The sequence below is a fragment of the Streptomyces angustmyceticus genome, from assembly GCF_019933235.1.
GTDB classification, from domain to species: Bacteria; Actinomycetota; Actinomycetes; order Streptomycetales; family Streptomycetaceae; genus Streptomyces; species Streptomyces angustmyceticus.
On record NZ_CP082945.1, the window covers coordinates 1,413,095 to 1,437,793 of the forward strand.

Consider the following 24,699-nt stretch of genomic DNA (forward strand, 5'->3'; position numbering starts at 1 on the left):
CGCCGCGTCCGCCGCCGGGCCGACGGCCGTGCGCCCCAGGGGCCGGGCGAGGGATGCCACCACACATCGCGATATGACGGACCGTCGGACAACCCGTGCGCAACATGAGATACCTCACACCCATGTCGCGTGCACGACCTGCGTGGGCACACCGTCCTACTGGACGAGCCATTGCCCATGACCCGACAGCCGTGAGGGAGCAGCGCGATGAACACTGTCATCGACCAAGCCGTCCAGGTTCGCCTCATCGCCACCACCTCCGGCCCGCACGCGGTACCCGCCGTGCTGCACTATCAGCCCGCCGACCCCCTGGCGGTACGGATGTTCTTCCCGCCGGAGATCTCGCTGGACGGATCCGCCGTGGAATGGGCGTTCGCCAGGGAACTGCTCGACGAGGGGCTGCGGGTGCCGGCCGGGCGGGGCGACGTGCGGATACGGCCGTCCGGCCCGGACCGCACGGTGATGGAGTTCCACGCGGAGGAGGGCGTGGCCATGGTCCAGTTGCGGACCGCGGACGTCCGGCACTTCCTCGCCCGCTCCTACGAGGCCGTGCCCGCGGGCGGCGAGTCGGCGCACCTGGGAATGGACTACGGCCTCGCGGAGTTGTTCGGCGCGGCGTAGGGCGGGGTACAGGGCCGGCGGGCCGATGACGCAACCAGGCCGGGGGAGGAGGCCGTCGCACCGGGAGACCGGACGGCGACGGCACAGCCCGGGGCCTGTCCGGCAGGTCGGTGACGGACAGGCCCCGGGATGTCCGGCGGGACGGGCCGCCGCCCGGCTTCCGGGGCGGCCGCCGGGGTCCCGCCTCAGCGCTTGGGGAACCCGAATCCGTAGCCCTGCTGCTGCATCCACGGCAGCAGCCGGTCCAGCGACTCGACGGTCCGGGCGCGGTCGCCGCCGCCGTCGTGGAACAGCACCGTGGGCCCGTTGGAGAGTTCACCGCGGACCGTCGCCTCGATCCCGTCGACGGTGCCGCCCTCGAAGTCCTTGCTGTCGACGTTCCAGCCCAGGGGCCGCATACCGTGCTGGGCGGCCAGCTTGCGGCTGTAGGGCGTGAAGGCGCCGCCGGGGGCGCGGTAGTACTCGACGCGTGCGCCGCCGGCGGCGTCCTCGATCATCTTCTGCGCGTCGAGTATCTGCCGCGACTGGTAGCTCTCCGGCTGGTGATCCATACCGGTGTTGTGGCTGACGGTGTGGTCGCAGAGCCTGTGCCCCGCCGCCACCACCTGCTTGACCAGGTCGGGGTGGGCCTTGGCCTGCGGTCCGATCATGCAGAAGACGGCCTTGACGTTGTGCTTCTTCAGCACGGCGAGCACCTTCGGGGTCCAGGCCGGGTCCGGGCCGTCGTCGATGGTGATGTTCAGGCTGCGCCCCGGGCGGTCCGAGGCGTGCACGATGGAGGGGTCGACCGGTGCCGCCTGCTGGGCCTTGGCGTCATCGACGCTCTCCGCCTCGGCCTGGGACGTGGTCCCGAAATCGCCGAAGGCGAGCGTCCCCGCGACCGCGAGTGAGACCACCGCCGCCGCGGCCGCCCCGATGATGCCGCTCTCCCTGCCGAAGCGCCGTGCCATCCCGACCCCGTCCCTACCGTGCTCGTGTGCGTACCGAAGGGCGGTGGCCGAGTTGCGCGCACCGCCTTGCACCACGTGAGATGCACCGGAGTCCGGGCAGGCTGCTCCTGTTACGGATCCATCATGAAACTTATTGATACTGGACCCATGCCACGTGTACTTCTGATCGAGGACGACGCCGCCGTACGGGACGGAGTGTCCCTGGCCCTGCGGCGGCGCGGCCACGAAGTGGCGGCCGCGGCAAGCGGGGAGGAGGGGTTGGAGGTCCTGCCGGGCTTCCGCCCCGACATCGTGCTGCTGGACCTGATGCTCCCCGGCAAGGACGGCTTCGAGGTCTGCCGGCTCATCCGCGCCGAGCGGCAGCTGCCGATCATCATGCTCACCGCCCGCGGCGACGATCTCGATGTGGTGCTCGGTCTGGAGGCCGGCGCCGACGACTACATCGTCAAACCGGCCCGCGGTGAGGTCCTCGAAGCGCGGATGCGCGCGGTGCTGCGCCGTACCGCGCTGCCCGCCGACGGCACCCCGGCCGCCGCCGAGCCGGGCCCGGCCCCGGTGGAGACCTACGGCGAACTGGCCATAGACCGCGCCGGACTGGTCGTCGGCAAGGGCGGCCAGGACCTGGCGCTGGCCCCCTCGGAGATGAAGCTGCTGCTGTTCCTGTCCGCCACCCCGGGGCAGGTCTTCAGCCGCCAGCAGCTGCTGGAGCACGTGTGGGAGCACAGCTACCACGGCGACGCGCGGCTGGTCGACGCCTGTGTCATGCGGCTGCGGACGAAGATAGAGGACACCCCGCGCAGCCCCCGTTACGTCCAGACCGTGCGCGGCTTCGGCTATCGCTTCGGACCCCTGTGAAGCGCCCCGGCCTCCGGATGCCGGCCCTCCCCCGCCTGCGCACGGGGAACCCCCAGTTGCTGCGGGGTCTGCGGGCCAGGCTCGTCGTGGGGTTCCTGGTGGTGGCCGCCCTCAGCGCACTGACCACCGCGCTGCTGACGTACCAGGAGGCCCGTAACGCGATACTGCAGCGCTCCCAGGACATCGCCGTCAACGACCTGAGGGCGCAGGTCAACTCGCTGGCGCCGGAGCTGCCGGTGCCGCCGGCCCAGGCGGACCTGGACTCGCTGCGGGTGCAGCTGGAGCGCTCCGGAAAGTCCCGCGACTGGGACATCTCCGTGCACTACAGCGGCGCGCGGGACAGCGGCGACGGCAGCCTGCGGGGCGACGTCGTGATCCCGGGCGGCCTCAAGGCGTCGGTGGAGAAGCGCCATGTGCCGGCCTTCCAGCGCGTGGACCGCGGCGGCGACCCCTGGCTGCTGATCGGGATGCCGGTACGGCAGTCCGACGGCCGCGCCTCCGCGCTGACCGTGTACGCCCAACTCCCGCTGAACGCCGAGGAGTCCAATGTCGAGGCGCTGGTGAGCGCCGCCCAGCGGGGCGCGCTGCCGGTGCTGGTGCTGACCGTGGTCCTGGCGCTGCTCGCCGCGCGCGGGGTGCTGCGGCCGGTGCGCGGTCTGCGGCAGGCCGCCGGACGGATCGCCGAGGGCAAGCTGGACACCCGGCTGGAGGTCAAGGGCGCCGACGAGATCGCGGACCTGTCCCGGACGTTCAACGACATGGCGGCCCGGCTGGAGGAGAGCATGGCCGAGCTGCGCCGCCTGGAGTCCAACTCCCGCCGGTTCGTCGCCGATGTCTCGCACGAGCTGCGGACGCCGCTGGCGGCGATGACCGCGGTCACCGACGTCCTCGACGAGGACGCCGACGCCCTCGACCCCGACACCGCCTCCGCGGTCCGGCTGATCAGCCAGGAGACCGGGAAGCTGGCGCGGATGGTGGAGGACCTGATGGAGGTGTCGCGGTTCGACGCGGGGGCCGCGGCGCTCCACCTGGACGAGGTGGACGTCGGCGAGACCATCCGCAAGACCCTGCAGGCCAGGGCCTGGCAGAAGCGGGTGACGGCGCAGCTGCCGGCGGACGTGCGGGCCGGACTCGACCCGCGGCGGCTCGATGTCGTGGTCGCGAACCTCGTCGGCAACGCCCTGCACCACGGCGGCGAGCCGGTCCGGGTGCGGCTGCACGCCCCGGAGCCGGGCGCCGGCCGGCTGCTGATCGAGATCTCCGACAGCGGCCCCGGCATCGACCCCGAGGTCCTGCCGCACGTCTTCGAGCGCTTCTACAAGGCGGACTCCGCCCGCGCCCGCTCGGAGGGCAGCGGTCTGGGGCTGGCCATCGCGATGGAGAACGTACGGCTGCACGGCGGCTCCATGCGCGCCGCCAACTCCCCCGAGGGCGGCGCGGTGTTCACGGTGGATCTGCCGCTGCGCCACGAGGAGGCGGGGGAACCGGCGCCCGACGCGAGCGCGGACCCGCCGGACGACGAGGCACGGACGGCCGGCGGACCGGCCGCGGACGACGAACGGGACGGCGTACGCTCCGGAGCCGGGAAAGAGACCCACGCATGAGCACCACGAACGCCAGGGAAACCGCGGACGCCCCGGACGCCGCGCGGGCGACGCGTGCCCGCCGGCGGGTGGTGACCGGAGTGCTCACCGCCACGGTGGGCGGGGTGCTCACCGGCGTGCTGGGCGGAGCACTGACCGGCTGCGGCATCGCGCCCACCGATGTCATCGACGCCGGTGAGCCCGCGACCGGAGTACGGTCGCCCGGCCAGCGCACGGCCGATGTCCAGCTGTTCTTCTACGGGCCCTCGGGGCTGCGCTCCGCGACCCGGCGGGCGAAGGAGCCGGTCGACCCGGAGGAGGCCATCGACCTGCTGATGAAGGGGCCGAACCACGCGGAGCGGATGCGCGGCCTGTCCAGCGTGCTGCCGAAGTTTCCCGGCCCGCTGACCGCCGTCACCCATCCGGGCAACGTCGTGATCACCCTGCCGATGAACGTCAAACTGCTGGACTCCGGCTCACTGAACCAGCTGGTGTGCACCGCGGCCAACGCCCGGGTGCCCGGGGGCCGGCCCCCGGGGGAGGTCACCGTGACCCTCGTGGGCGACACCGTCCGGATCGGCCCCATGGTGTGCGGCGGCAACAACGCCTTCCCGGTCGTCGAGCCCAGCCCGACGGGCACCTCCACGAGCCGGCCCACCCCCGTCCCGACGCCGGGACAGCCGGGCCCGACCGACGCGGGCCCGACGCCGGCGGAACCGGACCCGACGGGCTGACGGGCGTCCGGGAGAGCCGGCGGCTCACGGCGTCCGCCACCACGCCGTCATGCCTCCGTCACTCTCCTCACTCCCCGGCAGGCCCCGTCCGCACCCGCAGGAACCGCGGCCGGTAGAGCTCGACATCACCGTTGAGCCGGGCGTCGGGCGGGGTGCCCGGCGGGCCGAGCCAGTTGATGTCGTAGCTGAGCAGAAGCTCCCCGTTCGCGGTGAATTCGGGGTGTACCTGAGGGTTGTAGGCGACGACGTACCGCGGGTCGGCGGCCGGCGGGCGGGGCGGGGTGAGGCGGCCGTCCGGTCCGTGCCAGGGGCCGTGGGGCGAGCAGGACCAGTAGGTGGTGATCGACCGCACTCCGGCCGCCCCGTCGCCCCCGGTGTCCATGGTGAACAGCAGCCAGGCCGGACCGTCGCGCACAACGGTGAAGGCACTGCCGACGCCCCGCCGGCCGCCGGCGCGCAGCACCGGCGCGGCCCGCCCGGCCCGGCGCTGCCAGCGGGCCCCGTCCCAGAACCGCCAGCTCCCGCGGTCCGCGAGCCGTCCGCGGGGAACCCGTGCGAGGAAGGCGCTGGAGGCCGGTGACGAGGCGGGGTCGTCGCCGCCGAAGACATAGGTCCAGCCGCCGTCGCGGACCGCCGCCGTTCCGTAGAGGACGCGCCGGTCCGGGTCGGCGGAGGTCCGGCCGACGGTCTCGGTGATGCCCTCCAGGCGCAGGGCGGGCAGCGACAGCGTGGCCACCTCGGTGCCGCGCGGCAGGCCGAAGATCCATGGTCCGGTGCCGGGGACGCGGTTCCACAGCAGCACCCGGAGGACCTTTTCGGCCGCGCCGGGCGTACGGGGCTCCACGCTCGCGGCGACGGGCCAGCGCCAGCCGCCGCCGGGCGGGTCGGGGAAGAGCGGGCCGGGTGCGGCCGCGGTGCCGCCGGTCAGGGTGCGCGCCGGCCGGCCCGTAGGGGACGTCACCACGGCGGAGTTGTGCCGCAGGAGCGGGGTGCCGCCGGTGTCCGCGGTGCGCCAACGGTGCCGCTCGCCGCGCGGGTTGGGCGGTGGCTGGATCCGGTCGAGGAAGGTGTCGGAGAAGAGCCAGAGCGTACGGCCGTCGGGGAGGCGCACGGAGTGGGTGCCGTCACCGCCGGTCCAGTCGTCCACCCGGGAGTTGTCGTCTCCGTATCGGGCGAATTCCGCGGTATGCCGGGAATCGGCGGACCAGGAGGCGATCCGCCGCCCCCGGCAGTCCGCGGCGGGGCCGGGAGGGGAGGCCCACGGCGTCGCCCCCGGCAGGGCGGCGGAGGCGAGCAGCGCGGCGGCGACGGCGACGGTGCGGGTCAGCGGCGGCTGAGGCATCGCCCTCCTCTGGGGATTTCCCTACTCCTCAAGACCCTGGGGGAGGGTGCCGCGTCCACCGTACGGAACCCCCGGGCGTCACGCGGCAGGCGCGACGCGCGGGGAAAGAGATGACTCCGTGCCATACGGCCGAACCGCCCCACCTGCCCCTTCCGGCGCATAAATATGAAGATCCATGGGAGGTCAACGAGGGCAACGTCACAGCTGGAGCCCCTGCTCCAGCTAACGGTCGTTCGCCTAGCCTGCTGCCATGACCGCCGAGTCCCCCGAACTCCCCCTGGCCGCCGCCTTCCCCGATGCCGATCGAGAGCAGTGGCAGCGCCTCGTCGAAGGCGTGCTGCGCAAATCGGGCGTCACAGAGGCGACGGGCACCGCCGCCGAGGACGCGCTCGCCACCGATCTGCAGGACGGCATCCGCGTCCGCCCGCTCTACACCGCCGAGGACGGCACGGCCGCCCTCGGCCATCCGGGCTTCCCGCCGTTCGTACGCGCCGGGCGGCCCGAGGGCACGACCGTCGCCGGGTGGGACGTACGCCAGCGCCATGTCCACACCGATCCCGTGCGCGCCAACGAAGCGGTGCTGGCCGACCTGGAGAACGGCGTCACCTCGGTCTGGCTGGCCGTCGGCGACGGCGGGCTGCCCGTGGACGGCATGGCCCGCGCGCTCGACGGTGTCTACCTGGACCTGGCCGCGGTCGTCCTGGACGCCGGCGCCGATTTCGCACCGGCCGCCGAGGAGTTGCTGCGGCTGTACACCGCGTCCGGCGCGCCGACGGCCGAGGCCGTCGGCTGCCTGGGCGCCGACCCGCTCGGGCTGCTGGCCCGTACGGGCGACGACGCCAAGCTGCGCCTGCAGGGGGAATCGGCCGCCCGGATCGCCGCGCGCTGCGCCGCGGAGGCGCCCGGCGTGCGCGCGCTGGCTGTGGACGCGCTGCCGTACCACGAGGCGGGTGGCTCCGCCGCCGAGGAACTGGGCGCCTCGCTGGCGACCGGTGTCGCCTACCTGCGGCAGCTGACGGAGTCCGGCCTGGGCATCGACGACGCCTGCCGGCAGCTGGAGTTCCGCTACGCCGCGACCGCGGACCAGTTCCTGACGATCGCCAAGCTGCGCGCCGCCCGGCGGCTGTGGGCCCGGGTCGCCGAGGTCTGCGGGGCCTCCCCCGCCGCCTCCGCGCAGCGCCAGCACGCCGTCACCTCCACGGTGATGATGACCCGTCGGGACCCGTGGGTGAACATGCTGCGCACCACCGTCGCCGGGCTGTCCGCGGGTGTGGGCGGCGCGGAGTCGGTCACGGTGCTGCCGTTCGACGAGGCGCTGGGCGTGCCCGACGCGTTCGCCCGCCGGATCGCCCGGAACACCCAGTCCGTGCTGCTGGAGGAGTCGCACCTGTCCAAGGTGATCGACCCGGCGGGCGGCTCCTGGTACGTGGAGCGCCTCACCGACGAGCTGGCCCGTGCGGCCTGGGCGTTCTTCCAGGAGATCGAGGGCGCCGGCGGCCAGGCCGCGGCGCTGCGCTCCGGGATGATCGCCGGCCGGCTGGCCCGTACCTGGGAGCGCCGCACCGGCGAGCTGGCCCGCCGGCGCGAACCGATCACCGGTGTCAGCGAGTTCCCGCACCTCGCCGAGGCCCCGGTGCACCGCGAGCCGGCGCCCGATCCGATCGGCGGAGGGCTGCCGCGGGTGCGCAGGGACGACGCCTACGAGCGGCTGCGGTCGCGCTCCGACGCCCACCTGGCGGCGAGCGGCGCCCGTCCGAAGGTCTTCCTGGCCGCGCTGGGCCCGGTCGCGGCGCACACCGCGCGGGTGACGTTCGCGGCCAATCTGTTCCAGGCCGGCGGCATCGAGACGGTGCAGGAGGCCGCGCCGGTGGACGCGGAGTCGGTGGCCGAGGCGTTCGCGCGCAGCGGTGCGCGGATCGCCTGCCTGTGTTCGAGCGACGCGGTGTACGGCGAGCAGGCGGCGGCCGTGGCGGCCGCGCTGAAGTCGGCGGGCGCGCTGCGGGTGCACCTGGCGGGCAAGCCGGGCGAGCGCCGGGAGGAATTCACAGCGGCCGGGGTGGACGCCTTCGTCTTCGCGGGCTGCGACGCGGTCGAGGCGCTGTCCTCGGCCCTGGATGTCATGGAGGTGGCGTGATGAACGACACGACACAGCAGACGGGCGCCATCCCGGACTTCAGCACGGTCGAGCTGGGGAAGCCGGGCGGGGCGGACGCCGCGGGCGACACCGGCGAGTGGGCCGCCGCGGTGGCGCAGTCCACCGGCAAGGCCGTCGACGACCTGACGTGGGAGACGCCGGAGGGCATCGACGTCAAGCCGCTGTACACCGAGGCGGACCTCGACGGCCTGGACTTCCTGGGCACCTACCCGGGCATCACGCCGTACCTGCGCGGCCCGTACCCGACGATGTACGTCAACCAGCCCTGGACGATCCGGCAGTACGCCGGCTTCTCCACCGCCGAGGAGTCCAACGCCTTCTACCGCCGCAACCTCGCGGCCGGCCAGAAGGGCCTGTCGGTCGCCTTCGACCTGCCCACCCACCGCGGCTACGACAGCGACCACCCGCGGGTGACCGGCGACGTCGGCATGGCGGGCGTCGCGATCGACTCGATCTACGACATGCGGCAGCTCTTCGAGGGCATCCCGCTGGATAAGATGACGGTGTCGATGACGATGAACGGCGCGGTGCTGCCCGTTCTCGCGCTCTACATCGTGGCCGCCGAGGAGCAGGGCGTACCGCCCGAGAAGCTGGCCGGGACCATCCAGAACGACATCCTCAAGGAGTTCATGGTCCGCAACACCTACATCTACCCGCCGCAGCCCTCGATGCGGATCATCTCCGACATCTTCGCGTACACCTCGCAGAAGATGCCGCGCTACAACTCCATCTCCATCTCCGGCTACCACATCCAGGAGGCGGGCGCGACGGCCGACCTGGAGCTGGCGTACACCCTCGCCGACGGGGTGGAGTACCTGCGCGCGGGCATGGCGGCGGGCATGGACGTGGACTCCTTCGCGCCGCGTCTGTCGTTCTTCTGGGCGATCGGCATGAACTTCTTCATGGAGATCGCCAAGCTGCGGGCGGCCCGGCTGCTGTGGGCGCGTCTGGTCCAGCGCTTCGAGCCGAAGAACCCCAAGTCCCTCTCCCTGCGCACCCATTCGCAGACCTCGGGCTGGTCGCTGACCGCGCAGGACGTGTTCAACAACGTCACCCGCACCTGCGTGGAGGCGATGGCGGCGACGCAGGGCCACACCCAGTCCCTGCACACCAACGCCCTGGACGAGGCGCTGGCGCTGCCCACCGACTTCTCCGCCCGGATCGCCCGCAACACCCAGCTGTTCCTGCAGCAGGAGTCGGGCACCTGCCGGGTCATCGACCCGTGGGGCGGCAGCGCGTACGTCGAGAAGCTCACCCACGACCTGGCGCGGCGGGCCTGGCAGCACATCGAGGAGGTCGAGGCGGCCGGCGGGATGGCCAAGGCCATCGACGCGGGCATCCCCAAGCTGCGCGTCGAGGAGGCCGCGGCCCGTACCCAGGCCCGGATCGACTCGGGGCGGCAGGCGCTGATCGGCGTCAACAAGTACCGGGTGGAGACCGACGAGGAGATCGAGGTCCTCAAGGTCGACAACTCCTCGGTGCGCGCCCAGCAGATCGAGAAGCTGAAGCGGCTGCGCGCCGAGCGCGACGAGGACGCCTGCCAGGCGGCGCTGCGGGCGCTGACCGCGGCGGCCGAGTCCGGCCCCGGCGAGGGGCTGGAGGGCAATCTGCTGGCGCTGGCCGTGGACGCGGCCCGTGCGATGGCGACGGTCGGCGAGATCTCGGACGCCCTGGAGACCGTCTACGGGCGGCACTCCGGCCAGATCCGTACGATCTCCGGTGTGTATCGAGATGAAGCGGGCCCCTCCTCCGGTGTCGAGCGCACCCGGGACCTGGTGGCCGAGTTCGAGCGCGCCGAGGGGCGCCGGCCGCGCATCCTGGTGGCCAAGATGGGCCAGGACGGCCATGACCGCGGCCAGAAGGTGATCGCCACGGCCTTCGCCGACCTGGGCTTCGACGTCGATGTCGGCCCGCTGTTCCAGACCCCGGCCGAGGTCGCCCGCCAGGCCGTGGAGGCGGACGTCCACATCGTCGGGGTGTCCTCGCTGGCGGCCGGCCACCTGACCCTGGTGCCCGCGCTGAAGGAGGCGCTCGCCGCCGAGGACCGCGAGGACATCACGATCGTGGTGGGCGGGGTGATCCCGCCGCAGGACGTGCAGCCGCTGCGCGACATGGGCGCCGCCGCGGTCTTCCTGCCCGGCACGGTCATCCCGGACGCCGCGCACGACCTGGTGCGGGACCTGGCGTCGGTCCTCGGCCACGAACTCTGATCGGGGGGTCATGCCTGCGACGATCGATGTCGAACGGTACGCCGAGGGGGTCCGCGCGGGCTCCCGGGCCTGGATCGCCCGTGCGGTCACCCTGGTCGAGTCCACCCGGACCGACCACCGGGCGGCGGCCCAGCGGCTGCTGGTCGAGCTGCTGCCGCACTCCGGCGCGGCCCGCCGGGTGGGCATCAGCGGGGTGCCGGGTGTCGGCAAGTCGACCTTCATCGACGCGCTCGGCTCGCTGCTGACCGGCGCCGGGCACCGGGTGGCGGTGCTCGCCGTCGACCCGTCCTCCAGCCGTACCGGCGGCTCCATCCTGGGCGACAAGACCCGGATGGAGCGGCTCGCGACGGATCCGGCGGCGTTCGTGCGCCCCTCCCCCACCTCCGGCACGCTGGGCGGGGTGGCGCGGGCCACCCGGGAGTCCATCGTGGTGATGGAGGCCGCGGGCTACGACGTCGTCCTGGTGGAGACGGTCGGCGTCGGCCAGTCCGAGACCACGGTGGCGGGCATGGTCGACACCTTTCTGCTGCTCACCCTGGCGCGCACCGGCGACCAGCTCCAGGGCATCAAGAAGGGTGTGCTGGAGCTGGCGGACCTGGTCTCCGTCAACAAGGCCGACGGCCCGCACGAGCGGGACGCCCGTTCGGCGGCCCGCGAACTGTCCGGCGCGCTGCGGCTGTTGCAGCCCCCGGACGCGGCCTGGACGCCGCCCGTGCTGACCTGCAGCGCCCGCGAGGGCACCGGCCTGAAGGGGGTCTGGGAGCGGGTCGAGCAGCACCGCGCCCTTCTGGAGTCCACCGGCGCACTGGCCGAGCGGCGCCGCGCCCAGCAGGTCGACTGGACCTGGTCGATGGTGCGCGACCGGCTGATCGACCGCCTCCAGGAGCACCCGGAGGTGCGCCGGCTGGGCCCCGGCGTGGAACAGGCGGTGCGCGACGGCGAGATCACCGCGACGCTGGCGGCGGAACGGCTGCTGGAGGCGTTCGGCCTCGGCGACGGCCTGGCGGCCGGGGCGTAGCGGACCATCACGCGGCTGGCGCGGGACCCGGGGGCCGGCTATCCGGCCCCCGTCTCCTGTCCCGGCCGGGCGGGGTGTTCCCGCGCGGCGAAGTGGGCGACGGCCATGGCGCGGAACCGCCGGGCGGCCGTGGAGAGATAGCTGTCCTCGCGCCGGACCAGGTCCAGGGTCCGTACGCAGTCCGGGGTGTCGAGGTGCAGCCAGGCGAGCGGCACGTGCGGGAGTTCGGGGCGGGCGAGGGCGGGGATCAGGCCGATGCCGAGCCCGGCCGCGATCAGGAAGTGCGTGGCGCCGGGCTCGTCGCCCTCGCAGGAGATCACCGGCCGTCGCCCGATCGCGGTGAACAGCCGCTCCAGCAGGGCGCGTTGCCAGTTCCCCTGCCTGGTGGTGATGAAGGGCTCATCGGCGATCTCGGCCACCGTGACCCGCTCCCGTGCGGCCAGCGGATGACCGGCCGGCACGGCGAGCAGCACCTCTTCGCGCAGCAGCCGCACCGCGCCCAGACCGGGCCCGGACAGCGGCTGGGAGGCGAAGCAGAAGTCGACGTCCCGCGCCCGCAGTTGGGCCCGCATCACCTCGGGGGTGGACTGCAGGCACCGGAGGGTGACGCCGGGGTGGGCGGCGCGGAAGGCGGCGAGCAGTTCGGTGAGCGGCAGCAGGGTCTCGGCGGCGACGGCGAGGGAGCCGTCGTCCAGCCCGGCGGCGTCGGCCATCTCCCGCCGTGCGTCGTCGAGTTCGTCCAGCGCCCGTTCGACCCGGGTCAGGAAGGCGGCGCCATGGCGGTTGAGCCGGATGGCACGGCCCTGCCGGTCGAAGAGCCGTACGCCCAGCTCCGCCTCCAGCCGGGCGATCGTCCGGCTCACCGACGGCTGGGCCACCCGTAGTTCCTCGGCGGCCCGGCTGATGTGCTCCCGGCGCGCGACCTCCCGGAAGTAGCGCAGTGACAGCAGATCCATCGGATTCCGGGCCTTCCGTACGGAGCGGGACGACCCGGGAATCGTCACACATCCGGCGGCGCCGTGCCCGCGGCGTACGGCCGCCCGCGCCGGATCCCCGCCGGGCCGGTCTCAGCCGCGCATCGACACCGTCGCCCACACCGTCTTCCCGGTCGGGTCCGGCGTCGTCCAGCCCCACGCGTCGCTCAGCCGGTCGACGATGTGCAGACCGCGCCCGGACTCCGCCAGGTGGTCCGCGGGCTTGACGACGGGGGCGCCACGGCCCGCGTCCGACACGGCGCACAGCACCGAGGAGTTCTGGCGGGTCAGGGCGAGCCAGGCGGTGCAGAAGGGAGCCGGCGCGCCGGACGTCCCGGCCTCCTTGGAGTCCTCGGCGCCGTAGCGCAGGGCGTTGCTGACGAGTTCCGAGACCACCAGGGCCACGTCGTCGGCCACGCCGGCGCACATCTGCCAGCCGGCGAGGGTGGCCCGGGTGAACCGGCGGGCCTCCGGCACGCTGCGGGTGCTTCCGCTGAGGGCGCAGGCGGCGAATCCGTCAGGGGCGGGCATCCACCAGCTGTCCTCACACGCTTCATCCCGAAGGGCGTCGTGCACGGTCTCTGCCGGATGAGTGGTCATCAACATCTCCGCGAGGGGGATTTCGGGGCTGGGCCGGACTGCCTCGGAGAGCTAATATCCTCGTCAGCCGTCGCATGATGCAAGTGCATCTGCAATTACATCAGTAAGGACGGTCGCTCAGGGTCTCGTTCACGCCAAGGTGATCGCGGGCCCGGATCCCGTCGGAGAGCGGCCTCCAGCAAGGGAGCAGCTGTTATGGAGCCGGTGACCAACGGCATGCAGGCGACCAGCATCGAAGGCGCCGTCTGGCGCAAGAGCCGCCGCAGCAACCCCAGCGGCAACTGCGTGGAACTGGCCGCCCTTTCGGACGGCGGGGTGGCGGTGCGCAACTCCCGGTTCGCCTCGGGTCCGGCGCTGGTCTACACCCACGAGGAGATGGTGGCTTTCGTCCAGGGCGCCAAGGACGGCGACTTCGACGATCTCATCGCCGGCCGCTGAGCGTGCGCCGGCGCGATTGGCGCATATGTCGGCCGGATAGTCGCCCCGGCTGTACGAAGCACTCGGGGCGGTGGGACACTGGGCGCTCGCCCGACCACTCAGGGGAGTCAGCATGACCGCCGCGCAGTCGAGCAGCGACCCGTCCCTGCGCCGCTACCTGGAGCATCCGCGGGGCGGCCCGACCGTCCTGCGCATCGTGCTGGGTACGCAACTCCGCCGGCTGCGCGAAGGCGCGGGCATCACCCGCGAGGCCGCCGGGGAGGCCATCCGCGGTTCGCACGCGAAGATCAGCCGCCTGGAACTCGGCCGGGTGAGCTGCAAGGAGCGCGATGTCGCCGATCTGCTGACGCTCTACCACGTCACGGACGAGGCGGTCCGCGACGACTTCCTCAAGCTGGCGCGCAGGACCAGCAGTCCGGGCTGGTGGCACCAGTACAACGATGTGCTGCCCGGCTGGTTCGAGACGCACATCGGCCTCGAAGAGGCCGCCTCGGTGATCCGCACGTACGAAGTGCAGTTCGTCCCGGGCCTGTTGCAGACGCCGGACTACGCCCGCGCGGTGGCCCAGCTCGGGCATCCGCGGTCCTCCCCGGAGGAGATCGAGCGGCGGGTGCAGCTGCGTGTACAGCGCCAGGAGCTGCTGACCGTCTCGGACGCGCCGCGGGTGTGGGCCGTGATCGACGAGGCGTCGCTGCGCCGGCCGCTGGGCGGACCGGAGGTGATGGCGGGCCAGCTCAGACACCTGCTGACGATGGCCGGACTGCCCAACGTCACCCTGCAGATCGCGCCGTTCAGCCTGGGCGGTCTGGCCGCGGCGGGCGGGCCGATCACGATCCTGCGGTTCCTGGAGCCGGACCTGCCGGACATCGTCTACCTGGAGCAGCTGACCAGCGCGCTCTATCTGGACAAGCGCGACGACGTCGACCACTACCTCGCGGTGATGGACCGTCTCAGCGCACAGTCCGAGTCGCCCCGCGAGTCCCTGGCGATCCTGGAGCGGCTGCTCAAGCAGGAGGACTGACGCGCGGCACCGCACAGGCGGAGCGGATCACGCAGGGAGAGGGGCGGGGCGCCCACCGGGCACCCCGCCCCTCTTCCTGCGCCGCGAGCGCGCTACGGCTTGCGGGCCACCCCGCCGAACTCGATCCACTCCTGGGTGAGCTGCTTGGGCCCGAGGTCGGCGTCCGGCTTCCAGGTGGAGACCTCCACCAGGCCCGGCTCCTGGATCTCCAGCCCCTCCAGGAACCCGGCCAGCTCATGGGCCTGCCGCACCCGGCCCCACTGGCCGTGGGTGCTGACCCGCATGAACTCCGTGACGAAGTCGCGGGTCGCGGCGTCCTCGCTGACCAGCTGACACACCACCAGGAAGCTGCCCGGCGCCAGCCGGTCGGCGACCCTCTTGATGAGGCCGGCCGGGTCGTCGGCGTCGGGTATGCAGTGCAGGACCGAGACGAACAGCGCGGCGACCGGCCGGTCGAAGTCGATCAGCCGCTCGACCTCGGAGCTGCCGAAGATGCCGTCGGTGTCCCGCATGTCGGCCTGGATCACGGCGGTGTTGGCGTTCTCCTCCAGCAGCGCCCGGCCGTGCGCCAGCACGATGGGGTCGTTGTCGACGTACACCACCCGGGAGTCCGGGTCGACCTGCTGGGCGACCTGGTGGACGTTGTCCTGGGTCGGCAGACCTGATCCGTGGTCGATGAACTGGCGGATGCCGTGTTCGCGAGCCAGCCAGCGGACCACCCGCTGCAGGAAACGCCGGTTGTTGATCGCCAGCACCTGGGTGCTCGGGACGACCTTGCTCAGCTCTTCACAGGCCTCGCGGTCCACGGCGTAGTTGTCCTTGCCGCCCAGGTAGTAGTCGTACATCCGCGCCACACTCGGGATGCTGACATCGACGGCACTGGACTGCGGTCGTGATTCCTGGCTCATTCCACACTTTCCCGTCGCTTCGACAGTCATCAGCCATGGGGCAGGGGTGATCGCTCCGTACAGGAGTGACCACGCGCCGCAAGGCCCCAACATACCCACCGAACGGCGGTTGCCGCAGACGAGCGGCGGGGTCCCTTGGCAAGAAGTGCCGGATGCCGCGCCACGGGCACGCCGGAGCACCCCAACAGACGTACGAATCAAGGGTGTTCAATCGGCCAGACCGGGCCGCGGGCCGCGCGTCCGCCGGCGCGGGGGTACGGGCCGCCGCCACGCCACTCACAGGCGGCGGCCCGTTCCACTTCCCCGGCGACACCCGACGCCGGGCACGCCCCCCGCGCGGTCCGGGTCGTCCCAGGAGCGCACTCCGGCCCGGTCCGCATCCGGTTCCACCACGGCAGGCACCCGAGCAACTCCCGTTGTGGAATGGAGCGTTGTGTGACCACGCCTACCACCGTCGGCCCGCTTTACACCCGTCTTCCGGATCCGCCCGGAGAGGCCCGTGGCGGGCCACTGCCTTACTTCAACGTAAACTTACCCGTTAGTAACGTTACGGTAGGCTGGACCGGATGACGGATACACGCAGGCGACGCGTTCCCCGCCCGGTCCGGGAGCAGCAGATCATCGACGCGGCGATCGGGGTCTTCGCCAAGCGCGGCTATCACGCCGCCTCGGTCGAGGAGATCGCCGAACTCGCCGGGGTCTCCAAGCCGATGGTCTACCTCTACCTCGACTCCAAGGAGGGGCTGTTCCTCGCCTGCCTGCGGCGCGAGACCGAACGCCTGGTGAGCGCGCTACGGGCCGCGGCGGGCCCGGTGCACGGTCCCGAACTCCGGCTGCGGGCCGGACTGCTGGCGTTCTTCACCTTCGTCACCGGGCACCGCGACAGCTGGGTGGTGCTGCACCGTCAGGCGGCGGAGCTGAGCCCGGCGATCGCGGCGGAGCTGGCCCGCACCCGGCGGGCGGTGGTGACGGAGGTCTCCGGGCTGGTCCGGGCCGGCGACGCGGCGGATGCCGGCCCCGCCTGCCCCGACGACGAGGCCGACTTCGTGACGTACGCCCTGGTCGGGGCGGCGGACTCGCTCACCGACTGGATGACGCTGCACCCCGAGGAACCGCCCGAGCGGATCACCCTGCGGCTGATGAACATGGTGTGGGTGGGCATGCGCAACGTCCTCGACGGCGAGGTGTGGACGACGCCGGGCCGGGAGCCGTAGGGGGTCCTCCCCGAGGCGTGGCGACATGGCGCCTGCCGTACTGGCCGGGTCCCCTGCCCGGCCGGTACAAGAGAGGGATGACCACAGAGCAGAGTGAGCTGTCGACCGCCCCGGGGGCCTCGCCCGGCGCCGAGGCGCCCACCGTCGAGGAGATGGTGCGGGCCAACGAGGCGAACTGGGACGCCCGTACCCCGGTGCATGTGGCGAGCCGGTTCTACGGCCTGGACGGGTCCCGGACCGCCGAGGACTGGTTCGCGCCCTTCGAGTGGACGGACCTGGGCGAGCTGGCCGGGCGGGACGTCCTGCACCTGCAGTGCCATCTGGGCACCGAGACGGCCGCGTTCGCCGAGCGGGGCGCGCGCACGGTGGGGCTCGACTTCTCGGCCGCCGCGGTCGGCGAGGCACGACGGCTTGCCGAGGAGGCCGGCCGCAGCGTGGAGTTCGTCCGGTCGGATGTGCACCGGGCCGTGGAGGCGCTGGGCGGGCGCCGGTTCGACGTGATCTACACCGGCAAGGGCGCGCTGTGCTATCTGCCCGACCTGGCCGCCTGGGCGGAGATCGTCAGCTCGCTGCTCCGGCCCGGCGGGACGCTCTACCTCGTCGAATTCCATCCGCTGCTCGACTCCCTGGGGCCGACGCCGAGCCCGGACCGGCAGCAACTGCGGCTCCACCACGACTACTTGGGCGGTCGCGGGCCACTCCGGAGCGATACGCCGTGCACCTATACCGACGGCCCGCCGGTGGAGGGTGCCACCACGAGTTACGAGTGGCGGCACGGCCTCGGGGAGGTCGTCTCCGCCGTGGTCGGGGCGGGGCTGACCGTGCAACTGGTCCGGGAGACCGAGCTGCTGCCGTGGAAGCGGTTCGACTCGATGGTGCCGTCCGAGAACGGCTGGTGGCGGCTCCCGCCGTCGGAGCCGATCATTCCGCTGCTGTACGCGCTGCGGGCGGTCAAGGTCTGAGCCACCGGCCGGCGCGGGCGCCCGGCGGCCCGCTCCGGCCCGGCCCGGCCCCGGTGGCCCGTCGGTACGGGCCGGGCCCGCGCCTCAGTTCGCCGGACCGTGGATCCTGCGGTGCGTCAGCGCCCACCAGACCTCCGCCAGGTCGGCCGGGTCACGCAGGCTGGTGCCGGTGATCTCCTCGAAGCGCCGCAGCCGGTTGCGCAGGGTGTTGGGGTGGACGTAGAGGGTCCGCGCGGCGGCCTCCAGGCGCAGCCCCTGCTGGAGGTAGGCGGCCGCGGCCTCCTCCAACTGGGCGCCGTCCTCGCCCCGTTCGGCCAGCGGCGCCAGGCGCAGCCCGACCAGCTGCTCCCCCACCGCCGGCAGCGCCACGACGGTGGCCCGCAGTCCCAGTTCCTCGCGGGTGAACGCCCCGACGAGTCCGAAGCCGTCCGCGGCCCGCAGCGCCTGGGTGGCCCGGGTGAACTCCGCGGCGAGTCCGGGCGCGGGGGCCGGGGCGCCCAGCCCCAGGACCAGGCCGCGGCACAAACCGGCCGGACGGCCGGTCAGCAGCCCCGCCACATCGCCGTCCACGGTCGTGACCAGCGGCTTCCCGTCCCCGTCCAGGGCGAGCCAGGGGCGCAGCAGGGCGACGATCCGCTCGAAGGCGCGGTCGCCGGGGCCGGGATGGGCTGCGGGGTGCGGGTCGGGGCCGGGCGCGGGTATGCGGTCCGGCGCGCCGGGCGGGGCATCCTCGGGCAGGCGCGCGCGGAAGGGCAGACGGAGCGCGCTGTGGTCGTACCCGCCCTCCGCGGCGTCCCCGTCGTCGGGGTGTCCGCCCACCCGGTGCCCGTCGCCCGCGCCGTCGCCGGCCGGTCCGGTGCCCCACGTGCCGCCCGGGGAACCGGAGGCGCCCCACCGCGCCTCACCGAGCAGCAGGGCGCGGACCAGCGCCGCGCGCCGGCGGTCCGTCGCCCGGTCGCCCGGGATGCCGACCCCGCAACTGCGGACGATGCGCAGGGTGTTGGCGTCGACCCAGGCGCGCAGCGTCTCGGCGATCGGCAGCAGGTCCTCGGCGGTGCCGCGGCGGGCCGCCATCTCCTCGCCGAACCGCCGCCAGACGATGTCCGTCCCGATCCGGTAGGCCGAGATGATGTCCTCGGCGGGCAGGGAGCGCGCCAGCGTCGTCACCTCGTCGAGGTGGGTCTCGGGGATGCCGTACGCCCGGTCGCGGTCGTGGCCGGGCCCGCGGGGGAACCGCCGTTCCTCCGACCAGCGTTGCACCAGCGACAGGCCGTTGCGCAGGGACGCCAGCACCCGTGGCCGCAGCCGGTCCGCCGGCACCGCCGCGTACGAGGGGAGCTGGGCCCGCAGGCCGCCGATGACCTCGTCGGTGAGGGCGTCGATTCCGGCGTGCAGCGCGGCGACGGACTCCGGCACCGTTGTGGAAGTCTCCACCCGTCCCCTCCCGACTCGGTGTCTTTCCCCATGGCGAAAGCGATCATTCGTCGCCATGCTACGAGGAAGCCGCCCGAACCCCTACAGATGTTCGATCTTGGACGACTTTTCCCCAGCCGTCCGGATCCGTCCGGCAGTTCGGCGCCCGGCCCCGCTGTACCTCCCCGTCACCCCCCGCACCACCAAGGAATCCCATGGCTGTTTCCTGGCGTCGCATCGCGGTGCCCGCCGCCGCGGTCGGCGTGCTCGTCCCCGCCGCCCTCGGCGCCCATGCGCTGCTCTCGGGCCCCGACGCCCCGCGCACCTCCTCGGCCGGCATACCGGCCACCGGGCCGACCGCCCCCGGTGCCGTGCCGGACGACGCCCGGGCCTCCGGTCCGGAGGGCACCGCCGCGGTCGCCCGGCCCTCCGACGCGCCGACCCGCTCCGGCAACTCGGTCTCCGTGCAGCTCTCGTCGTACGACGCACAGCGCAAGCAGGCGGAACTCAAGCCGTCGGCCGGCAAGACCGTACGGACCGGCGACGTGATCGCCGCCGCGCCCAACCGCCATGCCCCGTCGGGTGCGCTGTTCAAGGTCGGCAAGGTGACCGGTTCCCGCGACGGCAAGGTCCGGGTCACCACCGCGCCCGCCACGCTCTCGGAGCTGCTCGGCGATCAGAAGGTGGACCAGCGCGCGGCGTTGCAGCCCGGTGAGATCTCGGTCAGGCCGCTCTCCTCGGGTGTCACGGTGCAGAAGCCCGGTGCCGGTTCCGCCACGGAGAGCGGCGCTCCGGCCACCCCGTCCGGCAGCCCCGGCGCCACCGCCTCCGGCTCCCCGAGCCCCTCGGCGTCCGGCTCCTCCGGGGTCCGCACCCAGCTCGTGCCCTCCGGTACCCGCCCGGCCCCCAGCTCCTCCGGCAGCGCGCTGTCGCCCGACGCGCGCAAGGCGCTCACCACCCTGCGGCTGGGCGTCAAGGTGCCGCTGCCCAAGGGCATCGAGGCGACCGGCAAGTCTCCCGCCCGGCTGTCCGGCGAGGTGACCTTCCGGCCCGAGCTGATCTTCCAGTACGAGAAGCGCGGCGGGCTGAACCTGCTGCCGCAGCGCGCGGCCATCGGCCTCGGCGGCTCGTACGCCTACGGCTGGCAGGTGCACGGCAAGGTCCGCGGGACCGCCGACACCGGACAGGTCGCGGTGCCGCTGGCGGCGGTCACCGGGCGGCACGTCTTCTGGGTGGGCCCGGTCCCCGTCGTGGTCAGCACCGAGGTCACCTTCACCTACCGCTTCACCGCGGGCGGGCGCATCGTGCTCGACGCCGACCAGCGCACCTCCGGCGCGTTCGCCGTCGGCGCGAAGTACGACCGCCAGGGCGGGTGGCAGCCGCTGCACGAGGCGCGGCAGCAGACCCGGGGCGCCGCTCCCCGGGTCGAGGGCGCGGCCTCCGCGACGGCCCGCGTCGGGGCGCACGCCCAGGTGTTCCTCTACGACACCGCGGGCGTCGGCGGCGACCTGTCCGTGCACCTCACCGGACGGGCCGCGGCGGCCAGTGGCGGCGGCGCCCCGGCCTGGGCGCTCAGCGCGGGCTACGACCTCAAGACCGAGCTGATGCTGCAACTGAAGATCTTCGGCATCCAGATCGCCGACCTGCGGACCACGCCGTTCGCCCTGCACGACGAGCGCAAGCTCTTCGGCCGGGGGAAGCTGCCGGCTGCCTGAGCCCACGCTCCCCACACGCACCACGGCGCCCCCGGGACAGCTCTCCCCGGGGGCGCCGTGGCGCGTCCGCGCACGGTGCCGGTGGTCGTCCGCGCACGGGACGCCGCGGTCATCCGTGTACCGGCGCCGCCGCTCTCACCCCAGCCGCCGGTACCGAGAGCGCAGCAGTTGGTCCTTCGCCGGCCCGGCGACCCGCCACTCCAGGTGCCAGGTGTCCGGCCCGGTGACGGTGAAGCTTCCCGCGTACCGGTCCGCGGCACAGGGGTGGACAGTGTTCCAGCGGCCGGTCCTCAGGTCGAGGTCGTGGAAGGGCCGGCCGTCGGCGAACTCGACCTCGGCGGTGCCGTCGGGCCGGGGCCGCAGTCGCAGGGTGCGGCTCGCCGGTTGCTCCGCGCCGCCCCACCGCAGGTGCCCCTCCTCGACGTGCAGCATCCCGGGACCCGCCGGATCGGGACGGAACTCGGCGGTGCCGCGGAAGCTCCCCTCGACGCCGGCCCGCAGGTCGCAGACGGTGCGCTCGATGCTCCAGCGGCCGCCGAGGTACCCCGCGGCATCAGGGACGGGGTACGGCGACGATCCGGCGACCGGCTCCGCGACCTGCCCCGGCACCGCGACGTCCGGACCTGCCACCGGCGACGCCTCCGCGCCCGGCCGCGCCCCCGCGCCCCGCCCCGGCTCCCGTTCGCGCCCCCGGTCCAGCTCACTGCCCATCCCCCCATTCTCCCGTCCGCCCGCCCCGGTCACTCCGTCGGCCCCACCCGGTACCGCTCCCCTCTCCCCCGGCCCCTCGTACCGTGCGGAGCCGCACCGCCCGTCTTACTCTCGGTTCAGTGACCGTCACCGAGGCCCTCAGGGCGGGCCGCCCGTCGGCCCGACGCCGTCGGCCGGGGCGCCACGCCCGCCGCTGCCGCCTCGTACGAGCCGGAGACCGAAAGGCACCACCATGCCGGAGCTGTTCATCGGCGGTCAGTGGACCGCAGCGGCCGACGGGCAGGTGCGGGAGATCCGCTGCCCGGCGGACGGCACGCTGGTCGCGACCGTCGACGAGGGCGGGCCGAAGGACGCGGCAACCGCCATCGGCGCCGCCCGGGCCGCCTTCGACGACGGGCCCTGGCCGCGGACACCGGCGGCCGAGCGCGGCCGGCTGGTGCTGCGCGTCGCCGAGCTGCTGGAGCGCGACAAGGACGCGCTGGCCAGGGCCGAGTCGCTGGACACCGGCAAGCGGCTGGTCGAGAGCGCCTACGACATGGACGACATCGCCAACTGCTTCCGCTACTTCGGCAATCTCGGCGCGGCCGGCGGCACCGACCGGGTGGTGGACGCGGGCGATCCGGAGATCGACAGCACGGTGCGGCACGAGCCGGTCGGCGTCTGCGCGCTGATCACCCCGTGGAACTACCCGCTGCTGCAGACCGCGTGGAAGGTGGCCCCCGCGCTGGTCACGGGCAACACCTTCGTCCTCAAGCCCAGTGAGCTGACCCCGCACACCGCCATTCACCTCATGCGGCTGCTGGCCGAGGCGGGCCTGCCGGACGGCGCGGCCAACCTGGTGCTGGGCACCGGCCAGGCCGTGGGCGCCCCGCTGACCGAGGACCCGCGGGTGGACATGGTGTCCTTCACCGGCGGCCTGGTCACCGGCCGGCGCATCATGGCCGCGGCGGCGCCCACGGTGAAGAAGATCGCCCTGGAGCTGGGCGGCAAGAACCCCAATATCGTCTTCGCCGACGCCGATTTCGACACCGCCGTGGATTACGCGCTGATGGCGGTGTTCCTGCACTCCGGGCAGGTCTGCTCGGCGGGCGCCCGGCTGCTGGTCCAGGAGGAGCTGCACGACGCGTTCGTCGACGAACTGGTCACCCGCGCCCAGCGGATCCGGCTCGGCGGGCCGTTCGACGAACACGCCAGAACCGGCCCGCTGATCTCGGCCGCGCACCTCGCGAAGATCGAGGCGTATGTGGCGGCCGGGCTCGACGAGGGCGCCGTGCTGCTGTGCGGCGGCGCCCGGCCCGACGACCCCTCGCTGTCGAACGGCTTCTACTACCTGCCGACCGTGCTGGACGAGTGCACCCCGGACATGACCGTCGTCCGCGACGAGAGCTTCGGCCCGGTGCTGACCGTCGAACGGTTCCGCACCGAGGACGAGGCGGTCTCGCTCGCCAACGACACGGTCTACGGGCTGGCCGGGGCGGTCTGGACGCAGGACAGCGGCCGGGCCCACCGGGTCGCCGCCCGGCTGCGCGCGGGCACGGTGTGGATCAACGACTTCCACCCGTATGTGCCGCAGGCGGAGTGGGGCGGCATGAAGCAGTCGGGCGTCGGGCGCGAACTGGGGCCGGCGGGGCTGGCCGAGTACCAGGAGGCCAAGCACGTCTGGCGCAACACCGCGCCGCGTCCGCAGAGGTGGTTCGAGTGACCGGCCCCGACACCCCCCGCCCCGGCACCCGGGCCGACGGTTCGCACGACGACGACTCGCTCGCCGAGCTCGGCTACAAGCCGGAACTCAAGCGCACCCTGGGCAACTTCCACACCTTCGCCGCCGGGATCAGCTACATCTCCATCCTCACCGGCACCTTCCAGCTCTTCTACTTCGGCATCGCCCACGGCGGACCGGCCTACTGGTGGTCGTGGCCGATGGTCTTCCTCGGGCAGCTGATGGTGGCGCTGTGCTTCTGCGAGCTGGCCGCCCGCTACCCGGTGGCCGGATCGGTCTACAACTGGTCCAAGAAACTCGGCGGCCCGCACATCGGCTGGCTCGGCGGCTGGATGATGCTGACCGCCACCATGGTGTCGCTGTCCGCGGTGGCGCTGGCGTACCAGGTGACGCTGCCGCAGATCTCGTCCTGGTTCCAGTTCATCGGCGACGGCACCGGCCAGTCCGCGGCCGAGAACGCCGTGGTGCTCGGCACCATCCTCATCACCTTCACCACCCTGGTGAACGCCTTCGGCGTCAAGCTGATGGCGCGGATCAACTCCGCGGGCGTGGCGATCGAACTCATCGCCGCCATCGTCCTGGTCATTCTTCTCGCCGCGCACGTCACCCGCGGCCCCGGCGTGGTGCTGAACACCTTCGGGCTGGGCAGCGGCACGAACCTGGGCTACTTCGGCGCGTTCCTCACCGCGGCACTGGCCTCGGCGTACGTCATGTACGGCTTCGACACCGCCTCGTCGCTGGGTGAGGAGTCCAAGGACCCCGGCCGCAACGCCCCCCGCGCCATCCTGCGGGCGCTGGTCGCGTCCTTCCTCATCGGCGGCCTGATCCTCCTCTTCGCGCTGCTCTCCGTGCCCGATCTGCACTCCGCGAAGCTGGCCGTGGACGGTCTGCAGTACGTGGTGCTCTCCACGCTCGGCTCGACCATCGGGCAGATCGTGCTCTGGTGCGTGGTCATCGCGATCACCGTGTGCGAGCTGGCGGTGCACACCGCCGGCATCCGGCTGGCGTTCGCGATGGCCCGTGACAACAACCTCCCGGCCGCCTCGCTGCTCGCCAAGGTCAGCCCCCGCTTCCAGACGCCGGTGCTGCCGGCCGTCGTCATCGGCCTGGTGGGGATCGGCATCCTCCTCATCAACGTCAACCAGCCGCAGATCTTCTCGGTGATCACCAGCATCGCGATCATCATGATCTACCTCGCCTACCTGGCGGTCACCCTGCCGATGCTGTTCCAGCGGCTGCGCGGCAACTGGACCCCGGTCAAGGGACGCTTCTCCCTGGGCAGGTTCGGCCTTCCGGTGAACGTCCTGGCCGTGCTCTGGGGCTTCGGGATGTCCCTCAACCTCGCCTGGCCGCGCGCCGCGGTGTACAACGCGACCGGCCCGCAGCACTGGTACCTGCGCTGGGGCGCCTTCCTGTTCATCGGGGTCGTGGCGATCGGCGGGTTCACCTACTACTGGTTCGTCCAGCGCAAGCGCACCGGCGTCCTGGCCATGCACGCCGCCGGCGCCCCCGACGGCGGCAGCCCGGGAAGCAGCAGCACCCCCACCCCCTGACC

21 protein-coding genes are annotated in these 24,699 nt (G+C 73.1%); 14 read left to right on the forward strand and 7 right to left on the reverse strand.

From position 1 onward, the window contains the following. Positions 1-207 precede the first annotated feature (207 nt). A complete protein-coding gene (ssgD, locus tag K7396_RS06645; RefSeq protein WP_086717085.1) occupies positions 208-621 on the forward strand; it encodes a spore wall synthesis regulator SsgD in 414 nt (137 codons plus the stop codon). Positions 622-806: 185 nt separating this feature from the next. On the opposite strand, the gene K7396_RS06650 is transcribed toward ssgD, so the two are convergent. Then, complete coding sequence (locus tag K7396_RS06650) at positions 807-1,571, reverse strand: polysaccharide deacetylase family protein (RefSeq protein WP_086717084.1); 765 nt, start codon at positions 1,569-1,571, stop codon at positions 807-809. A gap of 147 nt (positions 1,572-1,718) precedes the next feature. Here K7396_RS06650 and K7396_RS06655 point away from each other — a divergent pair, with 147 nt between their 5' ends. The 3 genes from K7396_RS06655 to K7396_RS06665 are packed head-to-tail and all read left to right on the forward strand — an operon-like array spanning position 1,719 to position 4,743. Beyond that, entirely contained in the window at positions 1,719-2,426 is a 708-nt protein-coding gene (locus tag K7396_RS06655) for a response regulator transcription factor (RefSeq protein WP_086717083.1), read from the forward strand. A gap of 17 nt (positions 2,427-2,443) precedes the next feature. Beyond that, on the forward strand, positions 2,444-4,030 hold the full coding sequence (locus K7396_RS06660) for a sensor histidine kinase (RefSeq protein ID WP_086717088.1): 1,587 nt from the start codon (positions 2,444-2,446) through the stop codon (positions 4,028-4,030). Continuing rightward, positions 4,027-4,743 (forward strand): hypothetical protein, encoded by a 717-nt coding sequence (locus K7396_RS06665; RefSeq protein ID WP_223659698.1) that lies wholly within the window; start codon positions 4,027-4,029, stop codon positions 4,741-4,743. Before K7396_RS06660 ends, K7396_RS06665 begins: the two co-directional genes overlap by 4 nt. A 67-nt stretch (positions 4,744-4,810) precedes the next feature. Here K7396_RS06665 and K7396_RS06670 read toward each other — a convergent pair whose 3' ends face one another. Continuing rightward, positions 4,811-6,085 (reverse strand): DUF4185 domain-containing protein, encoded by a 1,275-nt coding sequence (locus K7396_RS06670; protein WP_086717082.1) that lies wholly within the window; start codon positions 6,083-6,085, stop codon positions 4,811-4,813. 250 nt (positions 6,086-6,335) lie between these two features. Between K7396_RS06670 and K7396_RS06675 the strand changes: the two genes are divergently transcribed. The 3 genes from K7396_RS06675 to meaB are packed head-to-tail and all read left to right on the forward strand — an operon-like array spanning position 6,336 to position 11,468. Continuing rightward, positions 6,336-8,219 (forward strand): methylmalonyl-CoA mutase subunit beta, encoded by a 1,884-nt coding sequence (locus K7396_RS06675; RefSeq protein ID WP_086717081.1) that lies wholly within the window; start codon positions 6,336-6,338, stop codon positions 8,217-8,219. Continuing rightward, the gene (gene scpA, locus K7396_RS06680; RefSeq protein WP_086717080.1) at positions 8,219-10,450 is read left to right on the forward strand and encodes a methylmalonyl-CoA mutase; all 2,232 of its coding nucleotides are present in this window, start codon (positions 8,219-8,221) and stop codon (positions 10,448-10,450) included. Before K7396_RS06675 ends, scpA begins: the two co-directional genes overlap by 1 nt. Positions 10,451-10,460: 10 nt before the next feature. Then, positions 10,461-11,468, forward strand: coding sequence for a methylmalonyl Co-A mutase-associated GTPase MeaB (gene meaB, locus K7396_RS06685; RefSeq protein ID WP_086717079.1), 1,008 nt, complete (start codon positions 10,461-10,463; stop codon positions 11,466-11,468). Between the two features lie 38 nt (positions 11,469-11,506). On the opposite strand, the gene K7396_RS06690 is transcribed toward meaB, so the two are convergent. Together K7396_RS06690 and K7396_RS06695 are read right to left on the reverse strand one after the other, a co-directional pair. Beyond that, the gene (locus K7396_RS06690; RefSeq protein ID WP_086717078.1) at positions 11,507-12,424 is read right to left on the reverse strand and encodes a LysR family transcriptional regulator; all 918 of its coding nucleotides are present in this window, start codon (positions 12,422-12,424) and stop codon (positions 11,507-11,509) included. A 111-nt stretch (positions 12,425-12,535) separates the two neighbouring features. Further along, entirely contained in the window at positions 12,536-12,973 is a 438-nt protein-coding gene (locus K7396_RS06695; protein ID WP_223659699.1) for an ATP-binding protein, read from the reverse strand. Between the two features lie 264 nt (positions 12,974-13,237). On the opposite strand from K7396_RS06695, the gene K7396_RS06700 reads away from it, so the two are divergent. Both K7396_RS06700 and K7396_RS06705 read left to right on the forward strand, forming a co-directional pair. Next, on the forward strand, positions 13,238-13,480 hold the full coding sequence (locus tag K7396_RS06700) for a DUF397 domain-containing protein (RefSeq protein WP_086717076.1): 243 nt from the start codon (positions 13,238-13,240) through the stop codon (positions 13,478-13,480). A gap of 112 nt (positions 13,481-13,592) precedes the next feature. Further along, positions 13,593-14,501, forward strand: coding sequence for a helix-turn-helix domain-containing protein (locus K7396_RS06705; RefSeq protein ID WP_086717075.1), 909 nt, complete (start codon positions 13,593-13,595; stop codon positions 14,499-14,501). Between the two features lie 92 nt (positions 14,502-14,593). Here K7396_RS06705 and K7396_RS06710 read toward each other — a convergent pair whose 3' ends face one another. Then, positions 14,594-15,409: an SAM-dependent methyltransferase gene (locus K7396_RS06710; RefSeq protein WP_086717074.1), complete on the reverse strand. Its 816-nt coding sequence runs from the start codon at positions 15,407-15,409 to the stop codon at positions 14,594-14,596. Positions 15,410-15,975: 566 nt separating this feature from the next. Between K7396_RS06710 and K7396_RS06715 the strand changes: the two genes are divergently transcribed. Together K7396_RS06715 and K7396_RS06720 are read left to right on the forward strand one after the other, a co-directional pair. Beyond that, positions 15,976-16,623: a TetR/AcrR family transcriptional regulator gene (locus K7396_RS06715; RefSeq protein ID WP_086717073.1), complete on the forward strand. Its 648-nt coding sequence runs from the start codon at positions 15,976-15,978 to the stop codon at positions 16,621-16,623. A gap of 77 nt (positions 16,624-16,700) precedes the next feature. Next, positions 16,701-17,585 carry a class I SAM-dependent methyltransferase gene (locus tag K7396_RS06720; RefSeq protein WP_086717072.1) on the forward strand — a complete coding sequence of 295 codons (885 nt, stop codon included), beginning with the start codon at positions 16,701-16,703 and terminating at the stop codon, positions 17,583-17,585. 84 nt (positions 17,586-17,669) lie between these two features. On the opposite strand, the gene K7396_RS06725 is transcribed toward K7396_RS06720, so the two are convergent. After that, on the reverse strand, positions 17,670-19,019 hold the full coding sequence (locus K7396_RS06725) for a helix-turn-helix domain-containing protein (RefSeq protein WP_223659700.1): 1,350 nt from the start codon (positions 19,017-19,019) through the stop codon (positions 17,670-17,672). Between the two features lie 194 nt (positions 19,020-19,213). Between K7396_RS06725 and K7396_RS06730 the strand changes: the two genes are divergently transcribed. Further along, positions 19,214-20,713 (forward strand): hypothetical protein, encoded by a 1,500-nt coding sequence (locus K7396_RS06730; RefSeq protein ID WP_086717070.1) that lies wholly within the window; start codon positions 19,214-19,216, stop codon positions 20,711-20,713. A gap of 135 nt (positions 20,714-20,848) precedes the next feature. Here the strand turns inward: K7396_RS06730 and K7396_RS06735 are convergent, their stop codons facing one another. After that, on the reverse strand, positions 20,849-21,424 hold the full coding sequence (locus K7396_RS06735) for a DUF6314 family protein (protein ID WP_308686891.1): 576 nt from the start codon (positions 21,422-21,424) through the stop codon (positions 20,849-20,851). A 232-nt stretch (positions 21,425-21,656) separates the two neighbouring features. Between K7396_RS06735 and K7396_RS06740 the strand changes: the two genes are divergently transcribed. After that, positions 21,657-23,126 (forward strand): aldehyde dehydrogenase family protein, encoded by a 1,470-nt coding sequence (locus K7396_RS06740; protein ID WP_152104334.1) that lies wholly within the window; start codon positions 21,657-21,659, stop codon positions 23,124-23,126. Further along, positions 23,123-24,697, forward strand: coding sequence for an APC family permease (locus tag K7396_RS06745; RefSeq protein ID WP_086715041.1), 1,575 nt, complete (start codon positions 23,123-23,125; stop codon positions 24,695-24,697). The genes K7396_RS06740 and K7396_RS06745 overlap by 4 nt, the downstream gene beginning before the upstream one ends. Positions 24,698-24,699 lie beyond the last annotated feature (2 nt).

Coding starts and splice junctions, on each gene's coding strand:
- ssgD (WP_086717085.1), top strand. CDS start 208: ATGAACACTGTCATCGACCAAGCCGTCCAGGTTCGCCTCATCGCCACC.
- K7396_RS06650 (WP_086717084.1), bottom strand. CDS start 1,571: ATGGCACGGCGCTTCGGCAGGGAGAGCGGCATCATCGGGGCGGCCGCG.
- K7396_RS06655 (WP_086717083.1), top strand. CDS start 1,719: ATGCCACGTGTACTTCTGATCGAGGACGACGCCGCCGTACGGGACGGA.
- K7396_RS06660 (WP_086717088.1), top strand. CDS start 2,444: ATGCCGGCCCTCCCCCGCCTGCGCACGGGGAACCCCCAGTTGCTGCGG.
- K7396_RS06665 (WP_223659698.1), top strand. CDS start 4,027: ATGAGCACCACGAACGCCAGGGAAACCGCGGACGCCCCGGACGCCGCG.
- K7396_RS06670 (WP_086717082.1), bottom strand. CDS start 6,085: ATGCCTCAGCCGCCGCTGACCCGCACCGTCGCCGTCGCCGCCGCGCTG.
- K7396_RS06675 (WP_086717081.1), top strand. CDS start 6,336: ATGACCGCCGAGTCCCCCGAACTCCCCCTGGCCGCCGCCTTCCCCGAT.
- scpA (WP_086717080.1), top strand. CDS start 8,219: ATGAACGACACGACACAGCAGACGGGCGCCATCCCGGACTTCAGCACG.
- meaB (WP_086717079.1), top strand. CDS start 10,461: ATGCCTGCGACGATCGATGTCGAACGGTACGCCGAGGGGGTCCGCGCG.
- K7396_RS06690 (WP_086717078.1), bottom strand. CDS start 12,424: ATGGATCTGCTGTCACTGCGCTACTTCCGGGAGGTCGCGCGCCGGGAG.
- K7396_RS06695 (WP_223659699.1), bottom strand. CDS start 12,973: ATGCCCGCCCCTGACGGATTCGCCGCCTGCGCCCTCAGCGGAAGCACC.
- K7396_RS06700 (WP_086717076.1), top strand. CDS start 13,238: ATGGAGCCGGTGACCAACGGCATGCAGGCGACCAGCATCGAAGGCGCC.
- K7396_RS06705 (WP_086717075.1), top strand. CDS start 13,593: ATGACCGCCGCGCAGTCGAGCAGCGACCCGTCCCTGCGCCGCTACCTG.
- K7396_RS06710 (WP_086717074.1), bottom strand. CDS start 15,409: ATGAGCCAGGAATCACGACCGCAGTCCAGTGCCGTCGATGTCAGCATC.
- K7396_RS06715 (WP_086717073.1), top strand. CDS start 15,976: ATGACGGATACACGCAGGCGACGCGTTCCCCGCCCGGTCCGGGAGCAG.
- K7396_RS06720 (WP_086717072.1), top strand. CDS start 16,701: ATGACCACAGAGCAGAGTGAGCTGTCGACCGCCCCGGGGGCCTCGCCC.
- K7396_RS06730 (WP_086717070.1), top strand. CDS start 19,214: ATGGCTGTTTCCTGGCGTCGCATCGCGGTGCCCGCCGCCGCGGTCGGC.
- K7396_RS06735 (WP_308686891.1), bottom strand. CDS start 21,424: ATGGGCAGTGAGCTGGACCGGGGGCGCGAACGGGAGCCGGGGCGGGGC.
- K7396_RS06740 (WP_152104334.1), top strand. CDS start 21,657: ATGCCGGAGCTGTTCATCGGCGGTCAGTGGACCGCAGCGGCCGACGGG.